Source organism: Pontibacter sp. GD13, assembly GCF_058216355.1.
On record NZ_JBYZMQ010000004.1, the window covers coordinates 89,412 to 115,633 of the forward strand.

Here is a 26,222-nt window from a genome sequence, read left to right on the forward strand (position 1 = left end):
GCTATTAGTATAATTGGATTGGCAGCTAGCGTCTATTCGTGTAGTCTTCCATTAGTTTTTCATAGGTCACAAAGAGCTAACAGTCCAGTTATCAATAAGCGCCTGAGGCGTTGTTTTCCACCCCTAGTTTTGCAGCAGCTTCCAGAATGACCTTAGTAAGTTCCTCTATGGTAAAGGGCTTGGATATAAAATTATCCAAAATGAGGGTTCGTGGTAGCCTCTCAGCAGAACGTACTGAAGGTGCTGGTTATTTTCCTAGTACTGGTGCTGAGCGGCGGAAAAGCTGTTGGAGAAGTACTGGAATTGCTTTTGCTTATCACTCAGGAAAAGTAAAAGCAACCCACACTAGTGGAATGCTGATTAACGACAGAAAACTAAAGAGGATTTTTGTACGGAATGAACGTGGGGTATTGAAGCTACTAATACGCATGTGTGGAAAACTATGCTGCGAAAGTAGGGGAGCGTTTATAAAAAGCCTGCTATGTAACGTTATATAATCGTAATGTTTGTTTGCTGTTAGGTTGAATGCCGTTTATGATGGACGTCCTTCATTAACTGCAGCTTTGATGTTAGCTAGCTGGCTCTATGATTTTGGGAACAATAGCACTCCTTAACCAAGTCGGTCCTGCTACTCATCAATTCCTGAACTTGTCTGACTTGATTGTAAAGGGGAAGAGGGTTTACAAGATCTTTAAATTTAATGAAGAGCATCAGCATATTTGCCTGCTGCAAAGGCAAGGCTTTTGAAAATCTTGTTCTTGTCCTGCATAAGTGCCGGCAAGTACGCGTGCCATTTCTAACTGGTGTTGACTGAGGTATTCCGGTCAAGCTGGTGGTTTTTTCCAAATCTGTAAAGACGTAACAGGGGGTTTTATTATCAACTCATACTTTATAAATGGCTTAAGCAGGAGTGCTTTCTATAGCTATTCGCTTTGTTTATTACCTCTACATTAGAAACGGCCATCAGCTCCTCCTTCCTTGAATAAAAGGCAATGAGTGCAGTTCACTCAGATAACCTACCTGCTCCACGCCTCTAACTCAGATTGTCTTTCAAGTGGTACTTGATCAGAGTGAACATTTTGAGAAGTAGTGGTCGCATTGGAAGCACATGGAAGATACTTCGAAGGTCAGCCTAATGGAAGGAGGAGGGAGGAAGCTAGAGCTAATATAATGTTGTAATATCTGCTTAGTTCGTAAGAATTTTGTTACTTTGTACTGAACGATTGCTTAAACATTTGTTAACATTTCGTTTATATCATGAAGTTAATAGCGATTACAAATGAGAAACAACTCTACGCGGCAGCAGTTCGCATTGGGGAGTTGATGAAAGCAATGGGAGCAGAGGCTGAAAATGAGAAGAAGAGGCTCATGAAATTGCTTGTTGAGTTTGAAAACGGGGAGTTTGACGAGGTAAAAGGCAAATTGCATCAAAATAATTTACTGGTCAACGGATAGCGCTTTGGGTGCTGCTACACTTTGTATAGCACATCACCATACTGGCCATATGTTGTTTGAAGCTAGGATTAAGTTTACTAGGAATAAACCTTTGAGTAGAACCAGGTCTTTGGCTGAGAGCAGCTGTTAGATTTATTCATTGAACTGTGTACTAACAAATATGTCATTCTTTAGATTCTTGGAATCTGCAATCATACTTCTAAACTTCTTTTCAGGACGAGGCAGAGTTTATTGTATTTGAGACGAGTTACTGAGACAAAATATATAGATAGGATATGCCCGGACCTCGACCCAGACCCAAAAACCAGAGTTGTAGCTTGACGCATTCACCCACTACGGATGCGAGCAAATATTCAAGGGATAGAAATCTGATAAGAGCAAGGAACGGCCGGAATTAGAGAAGTTGATCGCCCAGCTTAGGACAGGTGACACTGTGGTGGTATTGAAGCTCAACCGGCTGGGCCGCTTGCTGCTGGACCTGATCGACTTGGTAGCTGAGTCTTAGTAAAGGAGATTTCGAGAGCCTGCAGAAGGGCATCAACACAGCCATTTGCTGATCCACCTTACACGTCTTGCCTCGCTGGCTGAGTTTGAGCGCGAGCTCACCAAGGCGGCACTGGAGAAAGCCAAGTCCGACCGTATCCTGGTTGACACCGGCAAAGTTAGTAGAAAAGATCGTCCGTACCTTGGGAATCTCTAGAACCACCTGCTACCGCTACATTAAGTTTGTTGGTAGTGATTCAGGGAATTTGTGATAGTCAGGTATTACTCTGCTTTTGAAATTTTTACTATTCTCTCTGCCACATCCACTAACTCCCTAAGGTTATGGTTATTCCCTTTTTCATCTCTTGTTACTTCACGTCTCCTTAGAGGATCCTTATGTATCTCCTCTAGAGCAGTTTTTATGTAATGAACATATTCAGTATTATCCCCAGTTGCATTCTTCTTAAGCTGCTCTGAAAACCCAACTATTGATTTTGATAACACCATCTTATAGGCGTAATCCTCTATAATATTTTTTTGCTTTGTGTATTGGTTAGCACAAAAAACTGCTCCAATTATTGGCAATGGCAAAAGCGATATGCGCCCGATTATCAAACCTAGATTCATCGTATTTGACTTAAGTATCCAAATGCCTATTCCCAATGCGCCAAGTAAGCAAAGTATAGCTCCGATTATCCATCCAGCAATAATCCAACGGTTTTTGGCTAATAGATAATGTTCATGGAAAGATGCACTTATTCCTTCTGCTGTTTTATAGTTCAGCGCTTCCTTCGCTGATTTTACTAACACTTTGGCTTGTTCTAAAATAGCAGCTCTTTCCTTTTCGTATTCTTCTAACTTTGTGTTATTTTCTATTGTGTTCTGCTCTAGCTCACTCAGCCTTTTATCCCTCTCCTGAACCTTATTTGCGAACGATGTGATAAGCTTTTCATTGGATTTACTCTCTGTCATTGAAGCTTTGATTTCGGATAAGGTATTCTCGGCGTCGACTTTTACTTGTAGAATCTCATCTTTTGTTTCGGAAAGAGTTTCTGTGATAGTAGCAAGCTCATCTTTTCTATCCGTAATTGAAGCTAACTCTGCCTCTATCTCTAAAAGTTTCTCCTTGCTAGAATCGAATGATTCAGAAATTGCTGAATTGTTAGCTCCTATTGAGTCTTTAATTTTCTCCATTTCAGCCATCTCCGCTTGTAACTGGAGCTTAAGTTTCAAAACATTCTCAATCTCCTTCTCAAACTCTACTTGCCGCTCGGAGATGGTTCTCACGTTATAGCTCCTGACTAATACTTTTAAAGCTTCAAAATGAGAAATGTAATTGCTAGGTGTGTCAAAATAAGTATCGATGTAAGTTAGATACTGTAGAATGTTATTTCTTTCTGTGTGGGTAGATAGTTTTACGAACTTATTTTGCCACTTTGTTAAAGTAGATATATCTGTAAGTAAAGAGTCTATACCACCTATTAGTCCCTTTGAGGTGTATTCATTTTCAGGCCCAAACGTTTGAGTTGTAAACCGGCTACTATCAAATGCTTTGATCTTCTCCCTGATGCGATCCCTCGATGCCCTAATTTGAGTAACTGTTCCTAGCTCCATTTTAAATTTACCTGCTTCTATAGACTGAGATGCTTTATGTGTATCGGGAACCTTATTAGAGAAATTTATATGCCCAAATTTACTCTAATTAAGGTTGTGAAAGTTCTCGAATATACTGTTTTATATTTTTATTTAGGAATGATAGACACAATCTTTAACTGTTATGTATTAAGTATTGCGTCAAAGATGAAAGGCATACTGTTTATATTTAATTTAATTTTTTATCATTGGCTTATTTAGCTCAAGCTTGATAATTGCTTAACCGATCGGGTTCCAGTACTATACCATCTTGGTTTGTATGTTTTAAAAGTATGAAATTATTATATTGGCTGCGAAAAGCGATTGTAATATTATACAGGCATCAGCAAGGAGATAAAATAAAGATACTAACTATCACAATCGTCAACATAATAGATACACATGGGGTACCTTTTAGCCATTTTATTGCCGTTCTTGTCCCTGATGATCAATGGAAAGATCTTCTCAGGGATCATTTGCCTGATCTTGCAGTGTACCATACTCGGGTGGTTTCCGGCCGCAATCTGGGCGATATTATCCTTGAATAACCAGCGGGCAGAGAAACGCACCAAAAGAATCATCAAAGCTATTAAAGAAGCTCGGCAGGTAGCTTAAAGGCTACAGCGAAAGTTACTAAGCTTGATGAGCAACGGATTAGAATCTCAATATGGAGTATTGTGCATTGGGTAATGTATTTAAGTGTGAGCAAGCACTGGAGCCGTCAACTGATGCTTTCAATTTGATTGGGTTTCCTATATTATTAGGATCGCTGCACCCGTTTTTAAATTGACGCGCAGATACCTTATTTTTGATGCTCAACATTGATTATACATTCATGTCTGAAAGTCAAAACGTAGAATGGAAAGCCAGTTGGCGCGACGAGTATCTTAAGTGGATCTGCGGGTTTGCCAACGCAAAGGGCGGTAGGATCATCATTGGCAAGGACGACGATGGCCGTGTTGTCGGTGTAGCTGACTTCCGGAGCCTGGTATAACGACCATCGGCGGTGGTGTCTCTGTCACGCTTTTTAAAGATATTTATTCAGAAGAGCAGCTTAAGAGCATCGGATTGAATGAGCGGCAGGTAGAGGCGCTGCTGCTTTGGAAGAATGATAGGAGGATCCAGAACAGTAAGTACAAAGAAAAATTTAGCATAACAGATCGAACGGCCTTGCGGGATTTAACAGAGCTGGTGGAGAAAGGCCTGCTTAGCAAAGAAGGAGAGAAAAAAGCGACTGTCTATGTCTACAAAGGCCGGAATGTCGGATAAAAGCCATAGATGTCGGATAAATGTCGGATAAACTAAGCATTAGCTTTATAGCCTAACTAGCGACTACTTTAAAAAGAACGAACAAAAAGGGCCGGTGCAACTAATGTGCCGACCCTTTTTGCAATAGGATGACAAACAACAAGGGGCGGAAGCCATGCGTTGAAATAAACATTAGTAGTATTATATATATTAAATCTAAAATTATAGTATTAGGCGTGCCTAATGCCACTCAGACCATTGAAAACAAATGACGACCACACCACGGCCCGCATGACCTGCGTCAAGGGCAACCCCCACAGCTGCGCATGCTTTAGTTATTCATACACTTTCTATCTAATCATTAACCTAAGTGGCGTCAGCTCTAACAGCCGCCGGGAACAAATCTAAAAAGATGCATAAACTTTTACTTACCTTTCTTGCCTTCAGCTTACTTACAATCAGGCCTGCCGCTGCACAGCTGAAGGTCGTTAACCCTTCCGACCAGGCCGTATCGCTTGCCATCGGCTACTACCACGAGAAGGGACTCTTTAAAGGCTGGCACACGCAGGGCTGGATCAACATCGCGCCCCATGACTCTACCACCCTACTACCGGAAGGCATCGCAGGCGGGCAGTTCTACTACTTTGGCCGGCTAGCCGGCTGCGACCAGCTCTTCCAAGGGCAGTACGCCCTGCACATTCAGCCGACAGAGGCTTTCTCCATTGCCAACTCGGCAACAGACAGCCCTGTTACTCTGAGCAAGGGCCTGCAGAAAATGGGCTTTGTCAAAGTGGACGTGCCGGAAGGTAAAAGGCAGCACACGCTGCGTCTGCCGGTGCCCAACTGCACCCAGAACGGTATTAGGCAGGGCGCCTGGACGCTTTACCTGGACCGCGATAAAGAAGAAGTGAAGCAGGTACAAGATGCTGCTTTCATCCGAAAGATTACCTATCAAAATGGAGTGCCAAGCGGATTGGTACGCGACTATTATGCCAAGACAAATGTGCTGCAGTGGGACGGAAAGCTAATTAGCGAGAAGCCAGACGTGCGGCAGGGCACCTGTATTACCTACAACGAGCAGGGGCAGAAGGTAGAGGAGGCGATCTACCAAAACGGCAATCCGGTGGGCAAAGTGCGGCGTTGGGGTGCCGACGGCAAGGAGATCATCACCAAGAAGACCTATAGGACTGTGACGGTGCTCAAGCCGCAGGTAGGATACCTGGTGAGCTACTATAACTCGGGCAACAGCAGAACTTACATTCCTGTGATCCTTCCGGAGAACACGGTGGAGTGGTATTATGAATTTACCGCCTACCGCAATGAAGCCGAGCTGCAGGCGGCTCAGGAGAAGTTTAAACTCGCCTCTGAGCTGACGCTCTTGATTGACCAGACAGGTATGCTGAAACTCGCGGCGGACCTATTCACGGCGCCGCCTGGAGGGGACATCTGCAACGTGTACATGTTTGAGGACGAGGCCCAGGTGAAGGCGTTCATGCAGAAAAGGAGCTTTACCCCAGTAAGAGACTGGTCGCGGACCAGCTTGAAGTCTGCTGTAGTGCCGGTGTACAGCAGCGGCAGGAAAGCTTACCTCGGGCTTCACAATCCAGCGGATTTGGATGGCATACACTTCGCTATTGAAGTGGTCGCTGTTGTGGAGAAAGAGGAAATAGTCAAATGATAACCTGAAATATAAAACCACTTACTACCTGTACCGATGTTTACCAAAAGCCAAAAGAATTCGCTATATACCGAAATTCAGCAACAGGGCCTGAATGTGCATTTCTTTAGCATGGAAGACAACAGCTACCTAAAAATCAAACACCTTGCAACTGGATTTTATTTTAAGATAGCCCCAAGCATGGTTATCGAGGGGTCTGCTAACGGGAGAAGAGAAGCACCTCGACTTAACACTTATTCTACTCCTAATTACTCTGGAATCATCATTCGGCCAGAGAAGGAAATCCATCATGCGAATATTGATAAGTGGGAAACAATAATTCACCTTTTCAACAAATGGCTGCTTTGGCTGAAGCAAGAGGAGGGGGAGCCGGACTTGTGGGGAGAGCTGGAAACAAATGCCCGTATTTTTTACTTCACCCAGGCCGCCCCTGATGTGAAGTTTGATCATGAGGAGCTGGCTCTTTTAAAGGGCCAGCTTAAAAAGTTGGAGAGACAGGTTATTGCCCTAAATTTGCCATTGCAAGCTGTTCAAGAACTGCAGGCCGCTTTCAAAGAGGCAGCACTAAAAGCAGAGTCCTTTACTAAGAAAGACTGGAAAAATCACTTCGTTGGCCTTATCATCAACGTTGCAGTCACTTTAGCATTAAACCCTGAACAGAGCCATGCCATTTTTGCCTTGTTGAAAAGTTTCTTTTCAGGTTTATTCTTAAACTAGGGGCGTCTCATTTCAAGTCCAGGTGCATCCATTTCTCGAATCAGATCGAAAGATGCTGTGTTACATGACCCGCTTTTTGCTGATGTGCTGGTATGAGAGGTAAACTAGCTTCAAGAAGGCCATGTCCGATCGGAAAGTTCTCGTTCACTAAGTTCCTGATCTTGTCGCATATTGCTGAGATGTATGTGCGTGAAAGTAGGTTTCGGTAGGCAGTAGCTAGGCTTGCCTACTTCAAATCTTAATTGTCATACCGGCTCAACAGGCAGTACGTGATACTCCGGCACTTGAATTCACCAAAGCACTAGCTCGGTCAGTTGAAGTTTACCCTAGGGTCCCATTTTTATGGAGCTCTTAAGCCGATAAAGCCATGTAGGCAGGTGCCTAGACATTATTTCCGACACACTGAAGCAATTCAAAAATATACTCGAGTAGCTGAAAGCCAATTTCCTACTTCCCGCGTAAAAGTTTGTAGAGCTCGTGGTTGATATATATCTTCTCCTTTCCTACTTGTTTGAGCGACAGCACTCCGATCGCCTCTAGCGACTTGAGGTACCTGGAGGCTGCCTTGCGCTCCACACCTAGTCCGCTTGTGATGTATTCAGTTTTCGTGTACGGGTGTACAAAGAGCTGCTCCACTAAGTCCTTGGAGTAGATCTTCTTTGCCTCCTGCTTTACCTTCTCCTGTACCTGATCAAACAGTTGATGTATCTGGTTTATCTGTACAATGGTCTGCCTGGCTGTACTCTCAGTGGCCTTGAGCATGAACAGTACCCACTCCTCCCAATTGGCCTCCGTCCTTACTTCTTGCAGCAAACGGTAATAGGTGCCCTTGTTGGCGATGATGTAGCCGCTCAAGAAAAGTATGGGAATATCGAGCAGCTTCTGTAGGATTAGGTAAAGCACGTTGATGATCCTACCCGTCCTTCCGTTCCCGTCATAGAAAGGATGGATACTCTCAAACTGATAGTGCTGCACCGCCATCCGTATGAGTGCGGAGACTTCCCCCGGCTCCTCGTTGAGGTAGCGCTCCAGGTTCTGCATCAGGTCCTGAATCACGTTTCTATCGTCTGGTGGTGTGTAGATCGTCTCTCCAGTCATATCGTTTTTAAGTGCCGTTCCCGGCAGGTGCCGAAGCCCCGCCTCATTCTCCTCGAGGATGGCCTGTATGCGGCAAATGCTGTTGGTGTTCATGAACCCGCGCTCCTTTATCTCATTGAATCCGTAAAGCAACGCCTCTCGGTAGCGCAGCACTTCCTTCGTGGCTGGGTCGGGCTGCACAGAGGTCGCCGCCATTGCCTGATAGAGCCTGTCGTGCGTCGTGATGATGTTTTCCACCTCTGAGCTGGCCTGAGCCTCTTTCAGCACAATGGCATTAATGAGGATACCTTGGTTAGGGAGCGTCCTGGCCAGCCCCTTGAGCTCGGCCAGCGCGACGGCCGCCTTGCTCTCCTGCTTTAGGACGGCGACGGACTCAATTTTCTCCGGAGGCGGTGGAAGGGGGGGAAGGGTATTGTAGGGTCTGTCGGTCGCTAGTTTCATATGCTATATCGTATGTGGGACAATATTAGCAATTTTGGTACATGAATCCTAGTACATGTACCACAACGGTACATGTACTAGGATTCATGTACCAACTTAGTGCACAAACAGAATATAACCCATGGCTGCGTTTCTGAAAATGGCTATTAGACATAAAACTAGTTGGTGCACACCTCTCAAAGTAGTGCACTTGGATGTAGCACTGTTTCCATAGTATCTGCTCCTGGTGTTGCTCTAAGAATATGAGGAGCGCCTAATGAATAGGGAGAGACCTTCAAAAAAACAGAAATATTTTTTCCCGTGATTTTGCCTGTTATATTTTTAGTGATATATTTGAATCGAAATATATAGAATGCCCATGGAGACAACTCTACGCCCTACCATAACACTCTCTGACTTTCGTGACTTGGTTACGCCGGAGGAACTGCGCACCATCGTCAACTCAGTGGAACAGGCCATTGCCATCACACTGGAGGCAGAGGGTACGGACCTGTACATCCCGCACTTCCGCGCCATTTACTCTTCCTGTCTCTTCCCCCGCATTTGGGGTATGCTCGAGGAAAGGTTCAGAAGTGATGAGGGCTGGGAGGTAAAGAAGACGGCCATGACCTTCACCTTGATAAAAAAAGGAGTGTGCCAGTTCCACTTCTATAAAGGAAGGGCGAATGCCGCTTTTAAAGCGAACTCAAAGCGCCAGAAAGCGATTGTGCAGGGAGAGTTGTACGCGGACCTTGAAATGCTGCCGAGCGTTATTCTGCAGCACTTCTCAGACCGGGCCAACTCACAGTTGGTGGGGTTTCACGCGCTTTTCTTTGTGAGGGGCCAACTGATGGAGGAGTTCGACGTCCTGCGTCAGGCCTCTACCCATAATCTGGCCCTGGAGCTGGAGCAAGAAATTTACCCGATTACAGATGAGGTAGACAGCCTGGTGATAAAGTTCCGACCTAAGAAAAAGGGCACAGCCGGCAATGACTCAAAAAAACAACAGAAAGGATAATAGCATATGCAGACTCGGTTCAATTACCAAATGCTGGAATTAGCCAGGTCATCGCGCGGCATCACGCAGAAGGAGCTCGCGGCACTTATCAATAGGACGCAGGCAGCGGTCTCGCAGTGGGAGCACAACCTGCGCGAACCGAACGAGGAGGATATTGCCCTGCTCTCGGAAGCATTGGACTACCCCGTCAGCTTCTTTTACCAAGAGGACATCGACTCCTACCTGCCCCCCGTGCAGGGGCATTACCGCAAGAAGGCGGCCCTCAAGGCCGTTCCGCGGACACAGCTGGAGTCGCACTTCCGGCTGCTGGGGGGGTGGATCAGCAAACTGCAGGACGCCATTGAGCCGGAGGACGGGATTGCTGTTCCGGATTTTCTGGATGACTCGGTTACGGATACTGCGCCAGAGGACCTGGCGCGCAAACTGCGAGCGAAGTGGCGTGTGCCGAACGGCCCGATCAGAAACCTGACCGCGCTGCTCGAGAACCACAAAATCGTGGTGGCCAAGACATGGATGGCTAATGAGAACGTGGACGGTTACAGCTTCTTCACGAGCCGGGGCCTGCCCGTTATTTACATCAACCGTGAGTACAGCCTCGACAGGATGCGCTTTAGTCTGGCCCATGAGTTGGGACACCTGGTCATGCACACAGACTGTCTCCCGGGCGAGGTGCGTGAAATAGAGGCGAACCGGTTCGCGAGTGAGTTCTTGATGCCTGCCCACGACATACACGATCAGCTGATCGGCCTTCGGTTAGAGGGGCTGATGGGGCTGAAGGCCCGTTGGGGCTGCTCGATGGCGTCTATTGCCATGCGCGCTAAGCACCTTGGCCTGCTCAACGAGGACCGGCACAGGGGGCTGATGATTCAGCTGGCGCCCTACCGGAAGAAGGAACCGGTTGACTTGGCAAAGCATGGCTTTACGGAGGCCTCGCAACTGTTGAGGGAGATGGTTCGCTGCCACTTGGAGGACCTGGAAATGTCTGCTACAGATGTCAAGGAGATGCTACACCTGAATGGGGGCGACTTCCGTCAATTCATGACTTCGCTGGGCTTTGCCAATGAAGGGATGTTCGTGTCACGTTGATTGGCTCTTGCGAAATAAAGGGGACAGTATGACAAGATTCAGTATTTGGCAGTTATTCCGGCGGGCTTCTTGCCAAATTGCCGGTAACTGTCAATAAAAAATTAATATATAGCAATAATAAGCATGATGGTATGCTTCTTGTTCCTATGAAAAGTAAAACCAGCTAATCTATGCTGCAAACATATGACTGCTGGTTTTTACGGGTCAGAATCTGCCAAGATTCTGGGGTGAAGTTCGCGCTTCGGTAATGGTACCGCAAAAGTAACGAATTTGTTACAACCTGCAAATCCACCTGAATTCTTCACTCGGCCTAGCCAGCCAACCCTCTCCGGCTACATTCACTTATTAGGCTACGGTGCGCCTGAAAGCACCGAGGGTTGTTTGCCTGCACCTTCAGTAAGACAGGCAAAGAGTTAAACCAGATGCATATGCTGAAATAAGGGGGAAGCTTACATATCCATCAACAGGACATCCCTGTCCAAAGTGTCGGCAATAGCAGGGAATCCGATAGTGGCTAGGTGGCAGCACGCTGCGCTAGAGGACCCGTTTTGTCCTTTTCTTGCTGAACACAAATCACATTCCAGCGCATGCCGCCGTAGCAGTCGCCCGGGCACCATGTGCCTAAAGGTCAAGGCATGCGTTCAGTCGGGCTACGTGGATCAACCATATATTTACTGGATTTTAACCATACAACAGATGGCAACTAACAAACCGGCCGGGGACGGCCACAGAAACGGAGCCGTGAGAGAGCGCTCCCAGACCTATAACCCGCACAATGACCGTTGGGTTAAGCGAGACGCGAACACCGGTCGCTTCATGGACCAGAAGTCCGGTGGTACTCCTTTTAAGGGTGTACGGAAAGAAAAGTAAAGCAGAGCTAGGGGGAGATTTAAGCTCCCTCTAGCTTACAGTAATTTTTGTACATGTATATAACAATTAAGTGGAAAATAGAGCGAAGAACATAGAGCATTTACACTTCATTATAGACCGATATGACCACTATTATGATACTGTCAACAATAAGGGTCAATTCTATTTAGCGATAAACACTTTCTTATTGGGTGTTCTCGGAGCCGCTTATGTGTTGCTTCAAAACAAGAGCCTATTAGATGGTCAGCTAACAGCATTAATATGCGTTTTAGTAGGTATAAATTGGGTGTCTATATTTTTCACTCTGTTGGCCATTCTACCTTATCTCGGTAAAGGCAAAGGAGCAAAGCAGCCATCTATTACCTTCTATGGTAGTGTAGCATGCCTTAAATTTAAAGATTTTCAACAGCGTCTGAATGCCGCAGATGATGCTGTACTCGAGGAAGACCTCTCAAGACAGGCACACCAGTTGGCGAAAGGCCTTGACTCCAAGTTTTGGCTGCTCACTAGAGCTGGCTACATGTTAGCCGTTCAATTTTTCCTATTACTCCCATTCTCAATAATTCTTTTAAACAAAATTTAAAGTCCCACCCGCGCATGGAATTCTACAAGGATTACACAAATACAATTAAGGCGGCCCTTTCACAGTCGAAATTTCAAAAAGGGCTAAGCGGTACACGTATGTTTTCAGAAGGTGTACAAAACTCTATTCCATTTACAAAGCTTAGCCGATCTAGTATTCTAGAGCCGGAAGCCGGTCTCTTAGAGCTTGGAAAGTTGATGGGAATTAATAAGGTAGCTGAGGCAACTTTTAGTGAGCACCCGGATTTTAAACATTTGAAAGGAACAGACAACACCGAGCAGCACTACATAACCTCTGTTTTCATTGACATCAAAGGATCTACAAACCTGCATAGAAACTATGACTTGCATACCATCTATATTATCACAAATACTATACAAAGAGCTGCCATTCATACCTGTGCAATGTTTAAAGGCCACATACAGCGGCTTCAGGGAGACGGGCTTTTTGTTTACTTCGGGGGAAAGAGAATAGGCAAGGAGGAATCAGTCCAAATGGCTGTTAATGCGGCCAGCTTTTTTACTTACTTCGTTAAAAATGATTTAAAGAAACTCTTTGAGGAAGAGGGAATCGAAGACATAAGCACAAGAATAGGTATTGACTTTGGGGATCATGACCAGGTTATGTGGGCGAGTTTCGGGTTGGGAGACTGCTGTGAATTAACAACAAACAGTCTTCATACCAGTTTAGCTAGCAAAATGCAGGCCTATGCTTACACAAACGGAGTGGTTGTTGGAGACAACGTGAAAGCAAGACTTCAATCGCATGACGCCTCCCTGTTCGACTATGTAAGAAACAGCAAAGGAGAGATAACAAAGGAGTATATATTTGAAGATCCGGAAAAAGGGTTTAAGTATACACAGTACTCATTCGATTGGTATAGGTACCTCAAAGGCCTTAGCTTCTTGGCAGAAGGAGATAATGGTGAACTGAGGCTTTTGTCTCCTCAGCAAAAGACTGAGCAACACAGAATAATAGGACTTATGGAGAAGGCCGCATTGCTAAGTAGCGGAAGAGCTTTTACAGATAGCCTTGGAAATGTGTCTACAAACTCAGCTGGGATCAAAAACCAACCTCACCGTTTTCATCATGATAAGTAAAAGCAGATGGTATGGAAAGGGGATTAATAGGTATGCTCTCCTAGCTCACCAAAAAAGGCTGTTAGAGGAGAATTACTCTTACCTTTCCTGTGACATTAAAAATAATGTGCTGACCTGTGTGGGGCTACTGCAGCCGGAGTTTTGTACAAGCTATTATAAGGTGAAGGTAGAGCAAGTAGCGGGTAAGGAACCGAAGGTTACTATTCTTTATCCGAAGATAGAACCGGGTAAGGAAATACATATGTATAAGGATCACAGCCTTTGCTTGCACTATCCCCCTGACATGCCATGGAATGAGAGAATAAATACCTTCGAGTATACAATTCCTTGGATTACTGAGTGGATAATTTATTATGAACTGTACCTTGTGAAGGGCGAATGGATAGGACCACAGTCGCCTACACACATGAAAGAGTCAGATAAAAACATTAATGTAGATTCGGGCAATGACTAATTAGGCATTAGTGTACAGTCTAACCTATAGCTTAAAAACTTTATATGGATACTTCCTAAAGCTTTAACCCATTGCTATTTAATATAAGGTAAATTATTAGCTTGTTCATGCTACTTCAGGAATATTAGTAAAGGATTGCATCAGCTATCGGTTTGAATGCAGGGTAATAAGGCGATTATAGTTTTGCTTATATATGATCGTACTTAGTAGCAGAGCCTTTAATGTTTTAAGATAGTCTTACAGTTTATGATGAAAGACTTAAGGACTTACTTATATTTGCCTAACGAGCATTGTTTCGAAGTGACTGATTGTAATGTGAACTTATGTATTACCTCATTTTCATAAGGTTCTTTGCTTTTATACAGGCAATACTTTGCACTTATGATCCAACTAAATAGAAATGCTTTCATAGCGTTTGTTGTATTAAACACGCATAAGGTTGTTTAGTACGTTGATAAGCTATTGCTATAATGCTCATTTTTTAGTATATTAATGTATGGAAACAGCAGAAAGAAAACGACCAATCCACTTGGGCGACCACGTGCGAAGAATGCGAACCGCTTTGGGAGTGAAGCAGGCTACACTCGCTACTGAACTGGGCACTACTCAACAGAATATTTCTCGCATAGAACAGGAGGAAGAGGTAGATGAAATGACTTTGGAAAAAATAGCTAGTGCTTTAGGTGTTTCTGCTGAGGCAATTAAAAACTTACCAGAGGATGGACATGTCTTTATACAGACATTACATGATAATTCTGTAGGGAATGCTTCTAATTCAGGAAGTGGTCCTTCTGGTAGTTTCTCACAATGTACTTTCAATCCGCTTGATAAGCTCATAGAGCTTATGGACGAGAATAAAAAGCTCTATGAGCGCTTACTGGCAAGTGAGCGGGAGAAGATCGAAATCCTGAAACAGCAGAAGAACTCTTAGCTGTTAATGCATAATAAAGCATAAAAGTGGCCCGTGCTAAGCCACTTTTATGCTTTATACAGGACCATACTTAACGCTTACTGCAGTTACAGATCAGAATCTTTGGATTCTCATTGCCTCATCCTCCGTTCAACCTCCTCCGAGTTAAGCTGATAAACGGAATCTACCCAACGACCGGCATCCGGGAATGTATGCCTGATCATCCTGTACTTGACATCGCTGTCCCGCAACCTACTGTTCTCCCGGTACAGGCTTAGGCACAGTCCTGCTGAAATAGCAGCCATCAATAAAAGCACGCTGCCCCCGATCACAAAGCCCCGCGACCTGTCCTCAAAGTGGTGGTGGTGCCGGACGGGTAGCACCTTCGGCAGCTTGGTGATAGTTTCCCGGAAGGAGGCAATTTGGGCGTAGACCTGCAGGGCCTGTACGCCCAGATCATGCCGCTTGATGAGCGCTTTGAGTTCCTCAAACTGGTCAACGTAATCAGGTGCCTCCTGTATCGCCTTTGGCTGAACAGGTGTTTCCCGCTCCTCCAGTTTTTCCAGCCGCTTTCCGTGCAGGGCCAGTACGCGCTCCGTGTCAGCGAGTCTTTCTTCCAGTTCCTCTGTGTTCATAAGCGAATTCTTTTTTTCTTTTTGCGTTTCCTCTTAAAGAAGTAGTCATTCGGGTTAGCCGCGTCCGCTGCCTGCCCAGTAGTGGGTGCCAGCAGAATTTCCAACGGGCCCAAAGGGACGTGGCGAGTAAAGTCTTTACCTCCAGAAATACTTCCAGGAAAAGTATTTGCTAGCGATTGTCCCTTTTGTTGTTTGGAAGCAATCGAAGGCTGCAGCGCTTGCTGCCGGTTCTGCTCCAACTGCCTGCTGATGGCCGCGTAGCTAAGACTCCTGTCGATGCCGGAGCCCTTGAAGCTAAGCTCTCCTAGTCGAAAGCTCACGCCCTGTACCTGGTCCGAGCCTCGTTTGTATTTGTAGTCGATGGTGATGCTTTTATGTTGGAGCAGGCTTTCCAGCTCCTGCCAAGTTTTGGCCTGTGGCAACGCCTGTTTGATCGCGTCATGCAGCGAGTACTTTGCCTTGTCGGCCCCTTTCAGGCGCTGGCGATTCACCTGCCCTTTGCCTGGTGCCAGATAGTAGCCGTGGCGCTCGGTCATCTCCCGACACACCGTGGGATTTCGCCGGTGCTGGAACCTGTCGGAAATGGTCTTCCTCATAGTTGACCCGGTTGTAGACGATGTGCAGGTGCGGGTGTTCCCGGTCCCGGTGCAGCACCACCAGGTACTGCGTATCCCTGATCTCCATTTTCTCCAGGTACTCCTTTGCCCGCTCCACCATCACCTGCTCGTTGAGCTTTGCCTTGTCGTGCACGCTCCAGCTCAGGGCGATGTGCCCCACGGCCTTCTCCAGATCCGTGTTTAGCTTGCGCTGCAGGTTAAAGTCAGCGACCATAGCAGAGACGGTGTCCGTGCGGATGCCGTCCGCGGCCAGCACCACGGCCTCGGGCTTCTGGACCACGTAGCGCACGCAGCCTCCGAAGCTTCTACCGGTCATCACTTTTCCGATCATCTCTGCCCAGCAGGTGAAGCGTGTGGTTGATCTCGTCAAGCGTCTGGCGGCACCTGCCCTGCACCGACAGGAGCCCCTCGCGGTGCGCCAGACGGGCCAGCTGGTTGAGGTTGTTGGCCATCCCCGAGAGCACGCGCAGCGCGGCCAGCTCCTCGGGGCGGAGTCGCGCAACGACCGTTGTCTTCTTGGCTGCTGCCCGAAACCAGGCCGACAGGCTTAGCCCCGCCTCCCGTGCCTTGCCCGCCACGAGCAGCCGTTCGGTTTCGGTCATTCGCACGACTACGGTGCAGTTCCGCTTCACCCGTTTGGCGGGGCGGCCGCCTTTCTTTTTACCCTCGTTTTGCCGCTGCATTTGCTTTGTTTCCATGTGCTGATCTGTTTAAAAAGTTGGGTAAAGATTCCTGCTGCGACCACCGGGAGCGGATGGGGAGGCCTAGGGCCGGAAGAGGTTTTTGTATAACAAAAACACAAACTTGCTCCCTGCACCTAAAAGCATTCCCCTGTAGCGCCTTTACAGGTGGCCTGGCCGTAACCGGCGGCGCTTGGCCTGCCGCTGCCCCGCCACCAGGTACGCGTTCACGTCCTTGTGGCCGCGGTAGAGGGCGGAGACGTCCTGGCAATTCAGCTCCGAGCGGAGTAGTCGCTCGGTCACCTTCCGGCCGGGCGGGTCGTGGTCCAGGAACAGCAGCGCCTGCCTGTGCCGCCCGAGCACCTCCAGCCCCTTGCCCAGCTGGGTAAGGGAGTTGAGAACCAGAAAACTGGCGCTTTCCTTCAGGTGTGGCCAGAGCTCCAGGAGGGACAAAAAATCCATGAACCCCTCCAGCAGGCAGACGGTTTTAGTGCCGCGGTCAATAAAAGTGATGTCCTTGGGGGAGGAGGAGCCCTTGAACCAGGCATTGCGCAGCTCATAGCCGCCCGAACGGTTTTCAAATCCGATGGCCGAATGTTGCCTGGCGTTTATGGAGAAGTCCACCTCCCGGCAGTAAGGGGCTGCCGTCCGAAAACTGATGCCGCGCTGCCGGAGGTAAGCTGCCAGCTGGCTTTTCTCTTCCAGGGGGCTGGAGGCAAGCACCCGGAGGCGATGGCTGTCGCTGTCCTTGTCAGGTTTGTGCTCTGGGGGAGTGTTTTTCTCCGCTGAACAGGCGGTAAGGGCAGGCGTGGGCGCAGCAAGGAAGGACTGCTGGGAAAGGAGCTGGATAACTTCCCGGATCGAAGCGGTTCGGTTCAGGCGCAGTGCCAGGTCGAAGACCTTTCCGCCCTCCCCGCTGCCGTGGTCGTACCAGCGGTTCAGGCGCGTGTTGACCTTAAAGGAAGGGGTGCGCTCAGCGGCGCGGATCGGGGAGATGTACCACCAGTCCGCACCCCTTTTACGGGCAGGCTGTATGCCCTGGCTTGCCAGCAAGTCGGTGATGGAAAGCTCGCTGTTGATCTGCTCTATGTTCATTTTAACTATTGGCTTAGCTTATTTCGAAATCAAGTTGGCCAGGTCCTGTGAAAGAAATCGCTGAAGGATCTTATGCAGTAATTGTGGAGGGGTAATGTACCGGAGAACAGGGGGAGCGACATCCTGGCAGTACCTGTAGCTGTGACCTATTGCTCCCCTGCTTTGCAGTATAGTGACCCGGTGCCGGTGGATTACAGTCTTCCGGTAGGGACGGGTAGCGCGTCAGGCTTTTCTGCCTGCGCGCAGCATGTGTTGCTGCGCCTCTTCCTGTATCTCGGAGACCGTCTTTTTCCGTCCCTTGCGCACCCACTCATCCAGCTCGCTTTTATAGAAGTAAAGCCGCTTGCCTTGCTTATTATAAGGAACTTCACGGCGGCAGACCTTCACGTAGAGGGTGGAGACGGACAGGTGGAGAAAGGCAGCGGCCTGCGTGACGTTGAAGATCGTCTCGGTGTCCTGCGGTGCACGCTGCTCGGTGAACAGCATTTCCAGGCGGTCCATTTTCTCATGCAGCAGGCGCATGGCCTGGGGCATTTGCTCGAAGGTGAAGTTTTCCATGGCAATGGTTGGTTTGGTTTACACTGCAATGGTAGCGGGTTTGTTTACAGGGTTGCAAGAAGGCAGGACAGCATCCTGCCTGTTTCCTACTGACTGTTATAGTTCTTTTGCGTGCGCAGCACCGGGCACACTGCGTACGTGCCACCGGACTGCTTCCGTACGTCGAGGATGGGTGACTGGCAGGGTCTGGCGTTGGAGGAGATAATGGCCGCCAGGTAGCCGGGAGGCAGGGTGCGCTGCTGTTTGCGGAACACGTAGGCGAAGTGGCTGGAGATCCATTCCTCCAGGTCTGACTTGAGGCAGCCCACGATGAGGTTGGCCTCGTAGAGCTGCTTGAAGGCGTCGGCCAGCTGGTTGCCGTTCCCGTGGAAAACAAGGGGAGCGGCCGGTGGTTGGTTCTCTTGCAGGAGGGGCAGGAGCTGCTGCTGGTCTTCCGGGGTGAAGTAGCCTTTGAGGATGTGGTAGAACTCCTCGGCCATTCCCTCCACAAAATGGGGTACACTCTTAATCGGTGTGGTGGTGGTCTGGAGTGGGGTGGTTATGGGTTGTTCTTCTTCAACAGCAAGTAGTTCGCTAGCACGCATCCTGAGTTGTCGCAGAAAGGCCTCCCGCAGCTTTACCGATTCGGCCAGGTCATCCACCAATTCCTCCCGAACCTTAATGTTGGATTCGATAGGCTGCAGGTTGCGCACGACAAACAGGTCGGGTAGGTTGAGTTGGCGGAGGTAATTGGCCGGGTAGGCCTGCCCATAGTCCAGGGATTGGCTGTGGAAGTTCACCCAAAAGGTTCTGAACCGTTTTTCTATGGAGGCAGTTTGCTCCAGAACCAATTGGAGTTGTTGGCCGTTAAGGGAAAGCAAATCCAGAGTAGCCATCTGGGAGAGAAGCCTAAGCTCGCTTTCGAAGACGGCGGCCTCGTCGTAGGCTGTCTCATGCCTGATGTCGTAGCTGCTCACTTCCTTGTGTCCAAGAGCACCCACGGCCACCTTCTTATAGATAAGCATAAGCTCAAAGGTCTGTAGGCGGGTCAGTAATTGCTTCAGATGCTTCATGTACAGACTTTTTCAGGTGACCCTATTTTTAAGTTTTAGCCTCTTACAACTATTCCCGTTTCACGGAGCGATTTATAGGAGCTCCAGCCTCTTGTTTTTAAAAAAATCTATGCATAGACTCTTTTCCAGTCTTTGAAGTATGACCAATAAAGCACAAAGACATTATTTTAGATTTTTAATATAAACATTGAGAACAATAAGTGCAAGTAATTTGCAGAGGTAGAAGCGTTTAAAGGCTCCTCCCTCTGCAAAGAGTAATCTTATTAGGATTTAGTGTCGGCAATGTTTTGTCTTGGCCTGCTAACAGTCAAGTGCAAAAAGAAGCGTGGAGAGTTGTGCAGGCCTCAAAGACGTTCAGTAAAGGAAAAGCATACTTAAGGGGGCAACTGGGGAGCCAAAAGAGCCAGATGTGCTGTGAAATTTAATCAGTTGCGGACAGCTTATACGTCTGAAAAGCCAAAAAAGGAACAAATATACCCTCTTTTAACCACTACAATATTTTTTACACTTATATAAGGTTTTGATAATCAACCATTTGAAATTGATGATGTCATTTGCTCTAGCTTTTTTTGCTTTGTCCCCTTACTATTGCAGAAATAAAAATTATAAGGGCAGTGGGACAAAATAGACTATTCAACACAAGTAAGGCACCCAAACAATATGAGGCTTTTATAAGAAAGTATATCAGCCTTAAAAAGTTTGTGTCAGGGAGAGACCTAAACTCTGCATTGATAGAGAGATTCGGCATTACCAGTGACAATGCAAGAAAGATTGTACAGAGGTCAGTCGCTGCCGGTCTGCTGACCTCATCCCACCCCATTACCTTCGGGAAAAGGCAGTATGTCTACCTTCAACCTGGTGAGCAGTTGAACCTGCCGAGACTCAAAGAGATAGCACAAAAGTACCGCCCGCCAATCTATCGCCTTCTGGAGACCATGGATTTGAACGAAGGCATCATTTCCTACTATGAAGGGCTGAAGTTAACCGCTTCCCCCATAGGAGCTTCTTCCACAAAAGCAGACTCCCTTGATGATATTGTCCGGGACCTCAGGCATCAAGGGATTGTAAAGGAGCGGTCCGATAAAACCGGCATCAAGTACATACTCTACGAAAAGCAGCCTTTCGATAATGAAACAGAAGAGAGGTTGATGAACTCCCATCGGAGTAGGATGGTCACCGATTGCATGTTTCTCCCTGACATTATGCGCTGGCTCAGCAGGAGTAATATTGTAGACAATTACAAAGTAATATACAGGAACAAAAAGACCCCATCCATCGGGGCTCGTCAGAATAACCTCATTTGGGATGCCTACGCATACACAAAGACAACCGGTCTCAACCCAGGGCTGGCAGCAAAAGCAGATACCGCTGAAAAAATGACTTTAGTGGTAGTGGACGTTGTTATCGCCAGGCCTTACACCCTGGTGGACTTGGATGGGTTCTTAGGCCGGTTGCAAATCAATTTAAACTCTGTAAGTGAGGGGACCCGGAAGGTGATCCCTATTATTGTTTACAAGGATATAACAGAACATGCCCTGAACAAGGCTAGGGCGCTAGGTTTCATATCTTTTGATTTAGGTTCTATATTCGGCACCAACATCTATTCTGTAATCGAAAGCCTTAACCTCATAAAGGTTGATGATCTGACATTGAAAGATGATGCGCTTGCCACTTCGGTTGAAAGCACGCTTGACCTCATAAGGAACTCTGGACAGGAGGACAGCCTCAGGGAAATAAGGGGAGTTCTTTTTGAATACCTTCTGTACCCACTAATCAGTGCTTTTTACGGTAATGCGCAGATCGAACAAGGAAGAACATTGACTATGGTTAAGCCCGATGGAACAAAGGAATACTACGAATACGACTTTATAATCAGGTCTTCTGTGCCTAAAGAAGTTATAGTTGTTGAACTGAAAGGGTATTCGGCTGCCTCCAGGATTTCGGTTGGAGACACTGACTCCAAGAACACGTTGCGTTGGTTCTTCAGAAGAACCCTTCCATTTGCAGCAAAGGCATTGGACAAAGAGGTGCTGGAAAGCGGGAAACCGATAAAAGGGTGCTACATCACATCTGCCTCCTTTTTTGATGATGGCAAGGAATTCTTAGAGACTATGAATAAGAGCAAGCATAAACCTCAGACATTGAACGTCTATTATGATGGCAATAGTCTCCTCTCTCTACTTAGGGAAAATGATCTCATAAAAATCACAAAGATTATAGAAAGGTTCTATATCAAAAGTGATGTAAAGGAACAAACCTGACATAGTATGACTAAAGGTTGAAATTGGGTGTTTAAGCAGAGTTGCTCATCGGCGCCGGGCTTTAGAGTCTTACTGTGAAAGACATTCTGACAGCAATGGAGGCCCATCATACAACTTCAGTATTTAGAGCATAAGGGCCGCTAAATTATGATATTAAGTTAAAGCAGATTTTTGGACTAGGTGAGTCATCAGCTGGGCTAATTTTGGAAAATAACTAGCCCTGGTGTTCGTTGAAGTGTTGGGCTACAAGAGCCCTTCATCTGCCATGGAGTAGTACGTCTCGCTGGTGAGGATGATGTGGTCCAGCACGGTGATGTCGAGCAGCTCCCCGACCTGCTTCATCTTCTTTGTCAGCTGCAGGTCAGCAGCGCTTGGCTTGGTGTTGCCCGAGGGGTGGTTGTGGCTGAGGATGATGGCGCTGGCGCAGGCTTTAAGTGCGGCGGCGAAGATAAGCTTCGGGTCAGCCACTGTGCCTGCCACGCCTCCTGTGGAAAGTTCATAAATACCCAATACCCTATTGGCTCTGTTGAGCAGCATCACCTTGAAATGCTCTACAAACTCAATTTTTCCAGTATCCCAGCTTTGGCGGAGAACCTCAGCGCAGTCGGTAGAACTGGTTACTTGTGGACGCTCGGATGGTTTTACTTTAGAACGGTAGGTCAACTTGATTTCTGCTACCCTGTTAAACACGGTTTTTTTAGTCAGCTTTTCCATAATCTTGTTCTTTTAAAGTGTTAGAAATTGATTATGGTGCCCTACCTGCCTACCGGACGGATTAAGGGCATAGGTGGAGCCTGTAAAAATGTGGAGGGCTCCCGCTGGGATACCCATTTTTTCAGGACTACCTTGTCCCGTATCCGAGCGGCAGGCTAACTTTGCGCCGAAATGAATGACCCTGGACTTTTGCTTTGAAGTGTCTTAAACGGTATGTATGCTGGTGTACCTTTATATATTAAGAGTTGTTAATGATGCAGGGGATGGTTAAGGATGCTTTTATTGAACTATAGGTAAGTTAGAAGGGGAGTATGAGAGTATGTCGTTTGATTATCTCATGCAGCTTTCACTCAACTGTTCAGCCGCACAGTCTAACCCAATTAGGGATGACAGGTAGTGAATTAGATGATCAAAAGTCAGATTTGTTTGGAATACAATCTATCAGGAAGACTAGCCGAGACGAAATATTTTAATTTTTTTATTTCGATGAAATAGCAAAAATAGAGGTGCTGAATTAGTAAACCGGTGTGCAAATTGTGTGCACATAAAAAAAGCCACTTAGCGATTTTACTCGTAAGTGGCTGATTTCCAAGTGGTCGCGAAGGGAGTCGAACCCCTAACCTTCTGATTCGTAGTCAGATGCTCTATCCAGTTGAGCTACGTGACCTTTTCCGTTATTGTGAGTGCAAAGTAACGTCGTTTTTTGATTATACGCAAGTCCTTTTAAAACTTTTACTCATTTTTTGCAGCCGAGTTTCGCAGTGCTTTTTTCAGGGCCCGATCAAAAACGAAGTATAAACCACCTATCGAAATGACTATCAACAAGATCATGAGCAAACGCCCGCTTGAGCCGCTGTCAGGGTCTTGCAGCAAATTTAGGATGTCGTTGGCCTGTGTGCCTATCCAAAAGAAGAAAAGTGTGCGGGGAAGCATGCCTACAATACTGGCCAGTAAGAATTTTTTCTTGTTCACTTGCAGTAGCGACAGCACAAAGTTCATCAGGGCGAAAGGCAAAACCGGCGAGATCCTGGTCAGAAAGATGAGGCTCCAGCTTTGGTTTCGCAGCTCCTGCATCAGGTTGCGCGCTTTCTCAAACCGGTTCAGGAAACTCATCATTTTGCCGTGGTCAATCAACTGTGCGATGCTATAGCCGATGAGGGCGGCAATGCCGTATGAGACCACAATGCCGGCAAAGCCGGCCCAACTCAGGTAAAATCCGCTTACGAGCGCCACAAAAGTAGTAGGCGTAAGGGCAAGGGCCATTGTAACGGAGATAATCGCAAAGTACATCAGCATCTGGACCCACGAAAGGTTTAAAAGCAGCCCTTGGTGGTTATACAGCACAATGGCCAGCGTAGAGCTTACCACCACCGGAACCACCACCAGTAGGAGCATGGAAACAAACGTGGAGGCGTTTTCACGCACAAGGTTACGCAGCAGGGAGAGTGATTTCATGAAAGGCAATGCAAATGGTACAGGTATGAGTAGACGAAATACAAAGGAGAAAAGATTTAACCGGCTTCGGAAGTATTATTTGCGGAAGCCGTAGACTGTAAAGCAGCGCCTCTCGGGTTCTGCCTTAATATTTATAACTTGTAGCATACCGATCATTCTAAAAACATATTTTGCATATGAAATTCGGAACGAAAGCAATACATGCTGGCGTGGAGCCAGACCCAACAACAGGCGCCATCATGACGCCCATTTACCAAACCTCGACCTATGTGCAGAAGTCGCCCGGCGACCACAAAGGCTACGAATACTCCAGAACGCATAACCCGACCCGCACCCAGTTGCAGAACGCGCTGGCTGCGCTCGAAAACGGAAAGCACGGCTTATGCTTTGCCTCTGGAATGGCGGCAATAGATGCCATTATTAAAATGCTGAAGCCCGGCGACGAGGTGATCTCTACCAACGACCTGTACGGGGGCAGTTACCGCATCTTTACCAGGATATTCCAGAACTACGGCATCAAGTTCCATTTCACGAACATGGGCGACCTGGATAAGATAGCGGCGCTGGTGAACGAGAACACTAAAATGATCTGGGTTGAGACGCCCACCAACCCGCTCCTGAACATCATCGACATCAAAGGCTGCGCCGCCATTGCGAAGCAACACGGGCTGTTGCTTGTGGCCGACAACACCTTTGCCACTCCTTACCTGCAAACACCCCTTGACCTGGGCGCTGACATCGTGATGCACTCGCTCACCAAGTACATGGGCGGTCACTCTGATGTGGTGATGGGCGCTGTGGTTGTGCAGGATGATGAATTGCATGAAAGACTTGCCTTCATACAGAACGCTTGCGGTGCCATACCAGGGCCTCAGGATTGCTTTCTGGTGCTTCGCGGCATTAAAACCCTGCACCTGCGCATGGAGCGCCACTGCCAGAACGGACGTAAAGTAGCTGAGTTCCTGAAAAACCATAGTAAGGTGGCCAAAGTATACTGGCCTGGCTTTGAGGATCACAAAAACCACGACGTAGCAAAAGAGCAGATGCGCGATTTCGGTGGCATGGTTTCCTTTGAGCTGGCAGGTGGCAACGTAGCAGATGCGACCCGCGTGCTGGAAAAGCTGCACCTATTTTCTCTGGCTGAGTCGTTGGGAGGTGTGGAGTCGCTGTGCGGGCACCCGGCTACTATGACGCACGCCAGCATACCGCGTGAGGAGCGCTTGCAAGCCGGGCTAAGCGATTCCCTTATCCGCCTGAGTGTGGGTGTGGAAGATATGGAAGATTTGCTGGAAGATTTGCAACAGGCAATCGGGTAGTTCTATAAACTGAGTTTTAGTATTGGCACGCTCATGTAGCATGTCACTACATATTTAAAGTATACTGGCTTTACTAAGAACTGGCAAGTATAAAAAAAGCCGATACCTGGTAAGGGCATCGGCTTTTTTGTTAAATCAGGCTTGTTTTATTTGATGCCCAAAATCTTGTAGATCTCAGTGAAATCAGGTGTCAGGATGATCTCAGTACGGCGGTTCTTGGCCTTCGCCTCAGCTGAACGGCCAGTATCTACAGGCATATAAAACGAACGGCCAGCCGGGGTTACCCTGTCCGGCGAAAGGCCCTTGTCAGTCATCATGCGTGTGATCTCGGTGGCGCGCAAAACGCTCAGGTCCCAGTTGTCGGTCATGTATTTCATGCCGCCAGAAATGCTTACATCGTCTGTATGGCCCTCTACCATCACACCAACCTGCTGGTTCTTCTTAAGTACTTCTACCAGCTGATCGATCGCTCTTTTGCCGCCTGGGTTTACCTTGGTGCTGCCTGTGGCGAATAAAAGCTTATCCGACATCGAAACGTATACTTTGCCATCTTTCACCTTTACACTCAGGTCGCCCTGGTTGAAGCCCTGCAAGGCAGCATTCACCTCGTTTTTGAGGTTGTCAAGAATCTTCTGCTGCTCGTTCATGGCGCGTTCCATTTCGGCAAGCTTCTGCTCCCGGTCCTTTAGCGACACCGTCAGGTCGTTTATCTTTTGGTTCGAGGCAGCTTGCTCACGTTCCAGGGCCTCTTTGCTGGCCTTCAACTCATCATACTTTTTAGACGATACACAAGATACCATTAGCGTAGCGCAAAGTACCAGTGACAAGGAGGCTTTTAAGAAATTAAAATTCATAGGGTTTTGTGTAATTGTAGTGTAAGTTATATTGTATGTTAGCAATGTGATGCAAATATGAGAAAAGTATGATTGGCATGCTATTTTAAAGCTGCAAAATTTGTGTTGTTTCTACGCATATGCTGCTCTTTAACGCAGAAACAATCACTATATTTTAAGTTCTATATATTTTTTTTTAACATGGTTCCGGAGGATTTTCACTTAATTTTATTCTCCAATAATGTGGCTTTGGC

At 47.2% G+C, this 26,222-nt stretch carries 29 protein-coding genes and 1 tRNA gene; 17 read left to right on the forward strand and 13 right to left on the reverse strand.

What is annotated here, in order from left to right; translation table 11 throughout:
• Positions 1-1,257: 1,257 nt before the first annotated feature.
• The 3 genes from AC4BAN_RS07955 to AC4BAN_RS07965 all read left to right on the forward strand — a co-directional run bounded on the left by AC4BAN_RS07955 (position 1,258) and on the right by AC4BAN_RS07965 (position 2,155).
• Positions 1,258-1,455: a hypothetical protein gene (locus AC4BAN_RS07955; protein ID WP_490563861.1), complete on the forward strand. Its 198-nt coding sequence runs from the start codon at positions 1,258-1,260 to the stop codon at positions 1,453-1,455.
• A gap of 403 nt (positions 1,456-1,858) precedes the next feature.
• Complete coding sequence (locus tag AC4BAN_RS07960) at positions 1,859-1,960, forward strand: recombinase family protein (protein ID WP_490563862.1); 102 nt, start codon at positions 1,859-1,861, stop codon at positions 1,958-1,960.
• Positions 1,961-2,005: 45 nt separating this feature from the next.
• The gene (locus tag AC4BAN_RS07965) at positions 2,006-2,155 is read left to right on the forward strand and encodes a hypothetical protein (protein ID WP_490563863.1); all 150 of its coding nucleotides are present in this window, start codon (positions 2,006-2,008) and stop codon (positions 2,153-2,155) included.
• A 65-nt stretch (positions 2,156-2,220) separates the two neighbouring features.
• Here AC4BAN_RS07965 and AC4BAN_RS07970 read toward each other — a convergent pair whose 3' ends face one another.
• Positions 2,221-3,552, reverse strand: a complete 1,332-nt coding sequence (locus AC4BAN_RS07970; RefSeq protein ID WP_490563864.1) for a hypothetical protein — start codon at positions 3,550-3,552, stop codon at positions 2,221-2,223.
• 462 nt (positions 3,553-4,014) lie between these two features.
• Here AC4BAN_RS07970 and AC4BAN_RS07975 point away from each other — a divergent pair, with 462 nt between their 5' ends.
• The 5 genes from AC4BAN_RS07975 (at position 4,015) to AC4BAN_RS07995 (ending at position 7,213) form a co-directional block, all read left to right on the forward strand.
• Complete coding sequence (locus AC4BAN_RS07975) at positions 4,015-4,185, forward strand: hypothetical protein (protein WP_490564022.1); 171 nt, start codon at positions 4,015-4,017, stop codon at positions 4,183-4,185.
• Positions 4,186-4,405: 220 nt separating this feature from the next.
• The gene (locus tag AC4BAN_RS07980) at positions 4,406-4,564 is read left to right on the forward strand and encodes an AlbA family DNA-binding domain-containing protein (protein WP_490563865.1); all 159 of its coding nucleotides are present in this window, start codon (positions 4,406-4,408) and stop codon (positions 4,562-4,564) included.
• 74 nt (positions 4,565-4,638) lie between these two features.
• The gene (locus AC4BAN_RS07985; RefSeq protein ID WP_490563866.1) at positions 4,639-4,839 is read left to right on the forward strand and encodes a hypothetical protein; all 201 of its coding nucleotides are present in this window, start codon (positions 4,639-4,641) and stop codon (positions 4,837-4,839) included.
• Positions 4,840-5,230: 391 nt separating this feature from the next.
• Complete coding sequence (locus tag AC4BAN_RS07990) at positions 5,231-6,496, forward strand: DUF1036 domain-containing protein (RefSeq protein ID WP_490563867.1); 1,266 nt, start codon at positions 5,231-5,233, stop codon at positions 6,494-6,496.
• A gap of 36 nt (positions 6,497-6,532) precedes the next feature.
• Positions 6,533-7,213 (forward strand): hypothetical protein, encoded by a 681-nt coding sequence (locus tag AC4BAN_RS07995; protein ID WP_490563868.1) that lies wholly within the window; start codon positions 6,533-6,535, stop codon positions 7,211-7,213.
• A gap of 447 nt (positions 7,214-7,660) precedes the next feature.
• On the opposite strand, the gene AC4BAN_RS08000 is transcribed toward AC4BAN_RS07995, so the two are convergent.
• Positions 7,661-8,752, reverse strand: coding sequence for a Fic family protein (locus tag AC4BAN_RS08000; protein WP_490563869.1), 1,092 nt, complete (start codon positions 8,750-8,752; stop codon positions 7,661-7,663).
• A 358-nt stretch (positions 8,753-9,110) separates the two neighbouring features.
• Here AC4BAN_RS08000 and AC4BAN_RS08005 point away from each other — a divergent pair, with 358 nt between their 5' ends.
• From AC4BAN_RS08005 to AC4BAN_RS08035, 7 genes are all read left to right on the forward strand, one after another.
• A complete protein-coding gene (locus tag AC4BAN_RS08005) occupies positions 9,111-9,749 on the forward strand; it encodes a hypothetical protein (RefSeq protein WP_490563870.1) in 639 nt (212 codons plus the stop codon).
• A 6-nt stretch (positions 9,750-9,755) separates the two neighbouring features.
• Entirely contained in the window at positions 9,756-10,835 is a 1,080-nt protein-coding gene (locus AC4BAN_RS08010; RefSeq protein ID WP_490563871.1) for an XRE family transcriptional regulator, read from the forward strand.
• A gap of 696 nt (positions 10,836-11,531) precedes the next feature.
• Entirely contained in the window at positions 11,532-11,705 is a 174-nt protein-coding gene (locus tag AC4BAN_RS08015; protein ID WP_490563872.1) for a hypothetical protein, read from the forward strand.
• 70 nt (positions 11,706-11,775) lie between these two features.
• Positions 11,776-12,288 carry a Pycsar system effector family protein gene (locus AC4BAN_RS08020; RefSeq protein WP_490563873.1) on the forward strand — a complete coding sequence of 171 codons (513 nt, stop codon included), beginning with the start codon at positions 11,776-11,778 and terminating at the stop codon, positions 12,286-12,288.
• Positions 12,289-12,302: 14 nt separating this feature from the next.
• Entirely contained in the window at positions 12,303-13,388 is a 1,086-nt protein-coding gene (locus AC4BAN_RS08025) for a hypothetical protein (protein WP_490563874.1), read from the forward strand.
• Positions 13,378-13,842 carry a type II CBASS E2 protein gene (locus AC4BAN_RS08030; protein WP_490563875.1) on the forward strand — a complete coding sequence of 155 codons (465 nt, stop codon included), beginning with the start codon at positions 13,378-13,380 and terminating at the stop codon, positions 13,840-13,842. Before AC4BAN_RS08025 ends, AC4BAN_RS08030 begins: the two co-directional genes overlap by 11 nt.
• Before the next feature lie 496 nt (positions 13,843-14,338).
• The gene (locus AC4BAN_RS08035) at positions 14,339-14,773 is read left to right on the forward strand and encodes a helix-turn-helix domain-containing protein (RefSeq protein ID WP_490563876.1); all 435 of its coding nucleotides are present in this window, start codon (positions 14,339-14,341) and stop codon (positions 14,771-14,773) included.
• Positions 14,774-14,883: 110 nt separating this feature from the next.
• Here the strand turns inward: AC4BAN_RS08035 and AC4BAN_RS08040 are convergent, their stop codons facing one another.
• The 7 genes from AC4BAN_RS08040 to AC4BAN_RS08070 form a co-directional block, all read right to left on the reverse strand.
• Positions 14,884-15,387 carry a hypothetical protein gene (locus AC4BAN_RS08040; protein WP_490563877.1) on the reverse strand — a complete coding sequence of 168 codons (504 nt, stop codon included), beginning with the start codon at positions 15,385-15,387 and terminating at the stop codon, positions 14,884-14,886.
• Complete coding sequence (locus tag AC4BAN_RS08045; protein ID WP_490563878.1) at positions 15,384-15,878, reverse strand: hypothetical protein; 495 nt, start codon at positions 15,876-15,878, stop codon at positions 15,384-15,386. The genes AC4BAN_RS08040 and AC4BAN_RS08045 overlap by 4 nt, the downstream gene beginning before the upstream one ends.
• Positions 15,826-16,374, reverse strand: a complete 549-nt coding sequence (locus AC4BAN_RS08050) for a relaxase/mobilization nuclease domain-containing protein (protein WP_490563879.1) — start codon at positions 16,372-16,374, stop codon at positions 15,826-15,828. The genes AC4BAN_RS08045 and AC4BAN_RS08050 overlap by 53 nt, the downstream gene beginning before the upstream one ends.
• The gene (locus AC4BAN_RS08055; protein ID WP_490563880.1) at positions 16,310-16,702 is read right to left on the reverse strand and encodes a plasmid mobilization protein; all 393 of its coding nucleotides are present in this window, start codon (positions 16,700-16,702) and stop codon (positions 16,310-16,312) included. The genes AC4BAN_RS08050 and AC4BAN_RS08055 overlap by 65 nt, the downstream gene beginning before the upstream one ends.
• A 144-nt stretch (positions 16,703-16,846) precedes the next feature.
• Positions 16,847-17,779, reverse strand: a complete 933-nt coding sequence (locus AC4BAN_RS08060) for a DUF8464 domain-containing protein (protein ID WP_490563881.1) — start codon at positions 17,777-17,779, stop codon at positions 16,847-16,849.
• A gap of 222 nt (positions 17,780-18,001) precedes the next feature.
• Positions 18,002-18,337, reverse strand: coding sequence for a helix-turn-helix domain-containing protein (locus tag AC4BAN_RS08065; RefSeq protein WP_490563882.1), 336 nt, complete (start codon positions 18,335-18,337; stop codon positions 18,002-18,004).
• 86 nt (positions 18,338-18,423) lie between these two features.
• A complete protein-coding gene (locus AC4BAN_RS08070) occupies positions 18,424-19,389 on the reverse strand; it encodes a hypothetical protein (RefSeq protein ID WP_490563883.1) in 966 nt (321 codons plus the stop codon).
• Positions 19,390-20,117: 728 nt separating this feature from the next.
• Between AC4BAN_RS08070 and AC4BAN_RS08075 the strand changes: the two genes are divergently transcribed.
• Positions 20,118-21,650, forward strand: coding sequence for a hypothetical protein (locus AC4BAN_RS08075; RefSeq protein WP_490563884.1), 1,533 nt, complete (start codon positions 20,118-20,120; stop codon positions 21,648-21,650).
• Positions 21,651-21,893: 243 nt separating this feature from the next.
• Here the strand turns inward: AC4BAN_RS08075 and AC4BAN_RS08080 are convergent, their stop codons facing one another.
• The 3 genes from AC4BAN_RS08080 to AC4BAN_RS08090 all read right to left on the reverse strand — a co-directional run bounded on the left by AC4BAN_RS08080 (position 21,894) and on the right by AC4BAN_RS08090 (position 23,819).
• A complete protein-coding gene (locus AC4BAN_RS08080) occupies positions 21,894-22,364 on the reverse strand; it encodes a JAB domain-containing protein (RefSeq protein WP_490563885.1) in 471 nt (156 codons plus the stop codon).
• Positions 22,365-22,957: 593 nt separating this feature from the next.
• Positions 22,958-23,031, reverse strand: a tRNA-Arg gene (locus tag AC4BAN_RS08085).
• A 65-nt stretch (positions 23,032-23,096) separates the two neighbouring features.
• Positions 23,097-23,819: a TVP38/TMEM64 family protein gene (locus AC4BAN_RS08090; RefSeq protein ID WP_490563886.1), complete on the reverse strand. Its 723-nt coding sequence runs from the start codon at positions 23,817-23,819 to the stop codon at positions 23,097-23,099.
• 176 nt (positions 23,820-23,995) lie between these two features.
• On the opposite strand from AC4BAN_RS08090, the gene AC4BAN_RS08095 reads away from it, so the two are divergent.
• A complete protein-coding gene (locus tag AC4BAN_RS08095; RefSeq protein WP_490563887.1) occupies positions 23,996-25,135 on the forward strand; it encodes a cystathionine gamma-synthase in 1,140 nt (379 codons plus the stop codon).
• A gap of 146 nt (positions 25,136-25,281) precedes the next feature.
• Here AC4BAN_RS08095 and AC4BAN_RS08100 read toward each other — a convergent pair whose 3' ends face one another.
• Complete coding sequence (locus tag AC4BAN_RS08100) at positions 25,282-25,989, reverse strand: OmpA family protein (protein WP_490563888.1); 708 nt, start codon at positions 25,987-25,989, stop codon at positions 25,282-25,284.
• Positions 25,990-26,222 lie beyond the last annotated feature (233 nt).

Excerpts from the sequence above, each read along its gene's own strand:
- AC4BAN_RS08035 (WP_490563876.1), top strand. The coding sequence starts at position 14,339 with ATGGAAACAGCAGAAAGAAAACGACCAATCCACTTGGGCGACCACGTG.
- AC4BAN_RS08090 (WP_490563886.1), bottom strand. The coding sequence starts at position 23,819 with ATGAAATCACTCTCCCTGCTGCGTAACCTTGTGCGTGAAAACGCCTCC.
- AC4BAN_RS08025 (WP_490563874.1), top strand. The coding sequence starts at position 12,303 with ATGGAATTCTACAAGGATTACACAAATACAATTAAGGCGGCCCTTTCA.
- AC4BAN_RS08015 (WP_490563872.1), top strand. The coding sequence starts at position 11,532 with ATGGCAACTAACAAACCGGCCGGGGACGGCCACAGAAACGGAGCCGTG.
- AC4BAN_RS08040 (WP_490563877.1), bottom strand. The coding sequence starts at position 15,387 with ATGAACACAGAGGAACTGGAAGAAAGACTCGCTGACACGGAGCGCGTA.
- AC4BAN_RS07995 (WP_490563868.1), top strand. The coding sequence starts at position 6,533 with ATGTTTACCAAAAGCCAAAAGAATTCGCTATATACCGAAATTCAGCAA.
- AC4BAN_RS08095 (WP_490563887.1), top strand. The coding sequence starts at position 23,996 with ATGAAATTCGGAACGAAAGCAATACATGCTGGCGTGGAGCCAGACCCA.
- AC4BAN_RS08030 (WP_490563875.1), top strand. The coding sequence starts at position 13,378 with ATGATAAGTAAAAGCAGATGGTATGGAAAGGGGATTAATAGGTATGCT.
- AC4BAN_RS08010 (WP_490563871.1), top strand. The coding sequence starts at position 9,756 with ATGCAGACTCGGTTCAATTACCAAATGCTGGAATTAGCCAGGTCATCG.
- AC4BAN_RS08065 (WP_490563882.1), bottom strand. The coding sequence starts at position 18,337 with ATGGAAAACTTCACCTTCGAGCAAATGCCCCAGGCCATGCGCCTGCTG.
- AC4BAN_RS07970 (WP_490563864.1), bottom strand. The coding sequence starts at position 3,552 with ATGGAGCTAGGAACAGTTACTCAAATTAGGGCATCGAGGGATCGCATC.
- AC4BAN_RS08055 (WP_490563880.1), bottom strand. The coding sequence starts at position 16,702 with ATGGAAACAAAGCAAATGCAGCGGCAAAACGAGGGTAAAAAGAAAGGC.
- AC4BAN_RS07975 (WP_490564022.1), top strand. The coding sequence starts at position 4,015 with ATGATCAATGGAAAGATCTTCTCAGGGATCATTTGCCTGATCTTGCAG.
- AC4BAN_RS07990 (WP_490563867.1), top strand. The coding sequence starts at position 5,231 with ATGCATAAACTTTTACTTACCTTTCTTGCCTTCAGCTTACTTACAATC.
- AC4BAN_RS08060 (WP_490563881.1), bottom strand. The coding sequence starts at position 17,779 with ATGAACATAGAGCAGATCAACAGCGAGCTTTCCATCACCGACTTGCTG.
- AC4BAN_RS08000 (WP_490563869.1), bottom strand. The coding sequence starts at position 8,752 with ATGAAACTAGCGACCGACAGACCCTACAATACCCTTCCCCCCCTTCCA.
- AC4BAN_RS08100 (WP_490563888.1), bottom strand. The coding sequence starts at position 25,989 with ATGAATTTTAATTTCTTAAAAGCCTCCTTGTCACTGGTACTTTGCGCT.
- AC4BAN_RS07980 (WP_490563865.1), top strand. The coding sequence starts at position 4,406 with ATGTCTGAAAGTCAAAACGTAGAATGGAAAGCCAGTTGGCGCGACGAG.
- AC4BAN_RS08005 (WP_490563870.1), top strand. The coding sequence starts at position 9,111 with ATGGAGACAACTCTACGCCCTACCATAACACTCTCTGACTTTCGTGAC.
- AC4BAN_RS07955 (WP_490563861.1), top strand. The coding sequence starts at position 1,258 with ATGAAGTTAATAGCGATTACAAATGAGAAACAACTCTACGCGGCAGCA.
- AC4BAN_RS08080 (WP_490563885.1), bottom strand. The coding sequence starts at position 22,364 with ATGGAAAAGCTGACTAAAAAAACCGTGTTTAACAGGGTAGCAGAAATC.
- AC4BAN_RS08070 (WP_490563883.1), bottom strand. The coding sequence starts at position 19,389 with ATGAAGCATCTGAAGCAATTACTGACCCGCCTACAGACCTTTGAGCTT.